The organism is bacterium (assembly GCA_040757115.1).
GTDB lineage: Bacteria > UBA9089 > CG2-30-40-21 > CG2-30-40-21 > SBAY01 > JBFLXS01.
This window is the reverse complement of record JBFLYA010000296.1, coordinates 1-4,241: the sequence shown is the minus strand read 5'-3', so window position 1 is coordinate 4,241 and position 4,241 is coordinate 1. Positions and strand designations below refer to the sequence as shown.

Genomic DNA, 4,241 nt, shown 5'->3' with positions numbered 1-4,241 from the left:
ATGGGAGAAGGACAACCCCCTAACCCCCTTTATTAAGGGGGAATATGTGTTCTAAACCAGAGGATACGAGTCTGTGGATACTATACTAATTCGCTAATCTCTAATTCACTAATTCGCTATTTTCAGGAGAAAGAAGTATCTATATCTATTCCTGATAAACGACACATCGTTATTGCAGTTCAATAGGAGTGAGATTTTTATGATTCAGACAAAAAATACCATCATTATCAATAAAAATATTGATAAAGTTTTTGAAATAGCTACGGATTTTGAACGCTACCCAGAATTTATCCCGACCTACAAAAAGGTAAAGATTATTGAGAAAAATGCCGATAATATGATAATAGAGCGGTTGGGTATGGCTGGCGGTAAAGAAATCACCTGGCGGTCTTTAGTTAAATTAGAGAAAAATAAATCTATCACCGCTGAACAACTTGCAGGTCCTATTCGCGGAATGAAGATAGAATGGTTATTTGAAGAAGTAGGTAACACCACTAAAATTACCTTAATCCATAATTTTGAGTATAAAAAAATACCTCTAATCGGACCTATTATTGGTAAATTCATCGTGGCTAAAATTGTTTATAAGATGGCGGATGAGACACTGAAGGCAATTAAAAATAGGGTTGAAGCCAGATAACCATTCAAGGATGGAAAAGATGGTGAGTGTTTTTACAACCATAAATGCACCGATGAAATATTCTCTTAGAGAATCAACTCTGGTTGAACTACTGAAAAAGTGTGAATTCCCGACTAAATATGACCAGCACATCTACAGTTTTTTTACTGAAGTATCTCCTTCGGTAGTCTGTAGATTCTGTAACCAGAATGGAATTTCTATGGAAATACTTAAGTCTTATTATTTTAAATACATCCAACCGCTATATACTAATAGGAATCTTGAGGAAATATTTAATGTTGATTGAAGAACCAAAAGACTGGAAGGAGATATTAAAACTTGCAGAGTTTTTTCTTCAATCTGCAAGCATTTCTGAGTGGACATTGGGCGGGGGAACGGCTTTAATGCTTCATTACAAACATAGGTTAAGCAGAGATATTGATATCTTTTTTAACAACGCCCAGTTTATTACCCTTTTGACACCAAGACTTAACGATAAAGTGGAAAAATATGTCTCTGATTATGATGAACAGTCTAATTACCTTAAGTTAAAGTTCAAAGAGAGTGAAATAGACTTTATAGTCGCTCCCAATCTAACAGGTATTAAGCCTTTAGCAATGGATATTGATGGAATTGCAGTAAGAATAGATGTTCCTGTTGAGATTGTGCTTAAAAAGATGTTTTACAGACCCGAAAGCCTTAAAGTAAGAGATATATTTGACCTGGCAACTGTCCTTAAATACGACAAAGAATCTATGTTTAAGTGTAGCGATATTATTAAGGGTAAATTTGACTTGATTCAGGATAGGGTTGAGGCAATAACTAAAACCTATATAGATGGGGTTTATAAACTTGATATTCTTGACCAGAGTCTAAGGGCTAATGCTCCGGATGTAGTAAAATCATTTCTAACTGAGATTAGAAGGCTATCAGATAAAAAGGTTTAATGAATAAGGGAGCAGACTTTAGTGCCTTGGGGGCTGAATACTTACAAGGGAAGTGTAGCTAAAAATGGAACAAGAAGATTTACAAACCAATTTATGGAAATTATTAAACCTGTTTAATCAATGGGAAAAGGTGCAAGATATTTGTGAGAAAACCATTGGCTCGGGAATTCAGATTATCGGTGTAGATGGTAAAAATACCCTTGAAAGACAATATACTTCCCCTTTTTGCCAGGTTATCTTAGATTCAAAACCCGGCTATCAGAAATGTATCTTTTCTTACCTTGAAGGCTGTTTCTGGGAAGGGGCATTAAGAGAGGGATGGACTATCTTTAAATGTCATACTGGCTTAACTAATTTTGCCCTCCCAATTATCATCTATCAAAAACCTGTTGCCGCAATTGTTGGTGGCAGAATCCTGTCTGATGATATAGATGAAGCCAAATATATCAATTACCTCCAGGAGTTAAACATCAATCCACAAAAGGCAATAGATGCCCTTAAAAAGATTAAAAAAATTTCACAAACTGAATTTAATACCTTTGGTAGAATGATACGGATGTTAATTGAACCATTAAAAGAATCCGTTATTGAACATTATCTCCTTACTGAAAAGGCAGAAAGTATAACCAATTTGTTGAAAGAAAAGGAAAAGTTAATCCATGTGGATGAATTAACTGGTTTACATAATCGCATTTATTTGAATGAAAGATTAGATGAGGAGATAAGTCTGGCAACCCGGAAGAATAGACCTCTATCCGTGATTATATTTAATATTGATAACTTTAGAAGACTCAATGACCTATATGGCTACGCCGCAGGTGATTCTATTCTAAAGGAGACAGCAGAGATTTTGTTAAGTTATACTCGAAAAGAAGATGTGTTAATCAGGGCTGAGGAGGATGAGTTTATCCTTATTTTAACCGAGACAAAAGAAGATAACGCTAAGATATTAGCCCAACGGATTCAGACAGAAATTAATAATCACCACTTTTGCCAGAAAGAGGGATTAAATATTCTTTTGACAATTAGTTGTGGAATTGCGACTTTTGGGGATAAAATTTCTAACTCAAAGGAATTAATAGATAAGGTAAAACAGGCACTTTATACGGCAAAAAGTAGGGGTGGTGAGAAAATCATTCCTTTTTCCATAGTCGAGAAGGAGGCAATAAGAATTCCGCGCAGATGTGTTATTACAGGCATTGGCGTGATTACACCTATTGGTTTTGGAAAGAAAGATTTCTGGACTGCCCTTTGTCAAGGAACTCCGGGGATAAGTCGTATAACCTTATTTGATGCTTCATCAGTACCGGTAAAGATAGCCGCTGAGATAAAGGATTTTGACCCTGCAAAATATATGGATAAAAAGAGTTTAAAGCGGACTGACCGTGAAACACAATTTGCTGTTGGTGCGGCTAAACTTGCCCTCGAAGATGCCCAAATAGATTTAACTAAAGAAGATAAAGAGCGAATTGATGTCATTATCGGTGCAGGTGTGGGTGGATTAGCCTTTGCTGAAGAACAGATAATAAGTTTCATTCAAGAAGGACCCGAGAAGATAAGTCCGTTTTTATCTATAATTGCCTTCTCCGGGGCACTTTCTTCTATGGTTTCCTTAGAACTCGGGTTAAAAGGTGCAAGTCTAACTATTGCCAGCGGTTGTCCAGCAGGCACAGATGCCATTGGTTATGGATTTAATGCTATTCGTAATGGAGAGGTGGATGTTGTAGTGGCTGGTGGTGCAGAGGCACCTATACGACCGGTGGTCATAACCTCATTTTATGCCATGAATGCCTTATCACTTAGAAATGATGAGCCACAAAAAGCATCAAGACCTTTTGATGCCAATCGGGATGGATTTGTCATAGGTGAAGGAGCAGGCGTGGTTATTTTAGAAGAGATTGAACATGCCAAAACTCGCGGGGCTCATATCTATGCCGAAATTGTTAGTTTTGCCACAACAAATGATGCCTATCATATGTGTGCCCCGGCACCTGATGGTAAAGAGGCGGCTCGTGCTTTTAAATTAGCCCTACAATCAGCCAATATATCCCCGCAAGAGGTAAATTATATCAATCCCCATGGTAGCTCTACACCACTGGGTGACCGCACGGAAACATTAGTCATCAAACAGGCTTTTGGTGATTATGCCTATCATATTCCAATCAGTTCAACGAAATCTATGCTTGGGCACTCTATTGGTGCTACCGGTGCAGTAGAATTAATCGTCTGTGCCTTAGCTATTGATAAAAGTTTTATTCCACCAACAATCAACTATGAAACCCCTGACCCAACTTGTGACCTGGATTATGTGCCAAATAAAGGACGAGAAAAGGTAGTTAATGTCGCTTTTTCAAACTCATTTGGATTTGGTGGAAAAAACTCAGCCATAGTCATTAAAAAGGTGACATAAAATAAGTTTACAGCGGGATGAGGAGGATACCAGCCCCAGTGATTATTGTAACCATTTCTCCTGAAAATAGGAAGTAGAGAGTAGAAAGTAGAGAGTAGAAAGTAAAGAAAACACCACTCCTCACGCTTATCTCCTACCACTATTTTCATCGTCCTCGTATAATATATATTGTTGGTCATTTTGAATGCCACAATCCTAATTCCTTATTAAAGCCCCCAAGATTGGGGGGTGGGGGTTGAAAATAAAATTAAAAAATTAATTATTA

At 37.3% G+C, this 4,241-nt stretch carries 4 protein-coding genes; all 4 read left to right on the top strand.

Annotated features, from left to right (window positions below; all coding sequences use genetic code 11):
- The first annotated feature begins 199 nt into the window (after nt 1-199).
- The 4 genes from AB1422_17360 (at nt 200) to fabF (ending at nt 3,976) form a co-directional block, all read left to right on the top strand.
- On the top strand, nt 200-640 hold the full coding sequence (locus AB1422_17360; protein MEW6621072.1) for an SRPBCC family protein: 441 nt from the start codon (nt 200-202) through the stop codon (nt 638-640).
- Between the two features lie 19 nt (nt 641-659).
- Nucleotides 660-926, top strand: coding sequence for a hypothetical protein (locus tag AB1422_17355; protein MEW6621071.1), 267 nt, complete (start codon nt 660-662; stop codon nt 924-926).
- Nucleotides 916-1,566 (top strand): nucleotidyl transferase AbiEii/AbiGii toxin family protein, encoded by a 651-nt coding sequence (locus AB1422_17350; GenBank protein ID MEW6621070.1) that lies wholly within the window; start codon nt 916-918, stop codon nt 1,564-1,566. The genes AB1422_17355 and AB1422_17350 overlap by 11 nt, the downstream gene beginning before the upstream one ends.
- A 64-nt stretch (nt 1,567-1,630) precedes the next feature.
- The gene (gene fabF, locus AB1422_17345) at nt 1,631-3,976 is read left to right on the top strand and encodes a beta-ketoacyl-ACP synthase II (protein ID MEW6621069.1); all 2,346 of its coding nucleotides are present in this window, start codon (nt 1,631-1,633) and stop codon (nt 3,974-3,976) included.
- Nucleotides 3,977-4,241: the final 265 nt, after the last annotated feature.

Excerpts from the sequence above, each read along its gene's own strand:
- AB1422_17360 (MEW6621072.1), top strand. The coding sequence starts at position 200 with ATGATTCAGACAAAAAATACCATCATTATCAATAAAAATATTGATAAA.
- AB1422_17355 (MEW6621071.1), top strand. The coding sequence starts at position 660 with ATGGTGAGTGTTTTTACAACCATAAATGCACCGATGAAATATTCTCTT.
- AB1422_17350 (MEW6621070.1), top strand. The coding sequence starts at position 916 with ATGTTGATTGAAGAACCAAAAGACTGGAAGGAGATATTAAAACTTGCA.
- fabF (MEW6621069.1), top strand. The coding sequence starts at position 1,631 with ATGGAACAAGAAGATTTACAAACCAATTTATGGAAATTATTAAACCTG.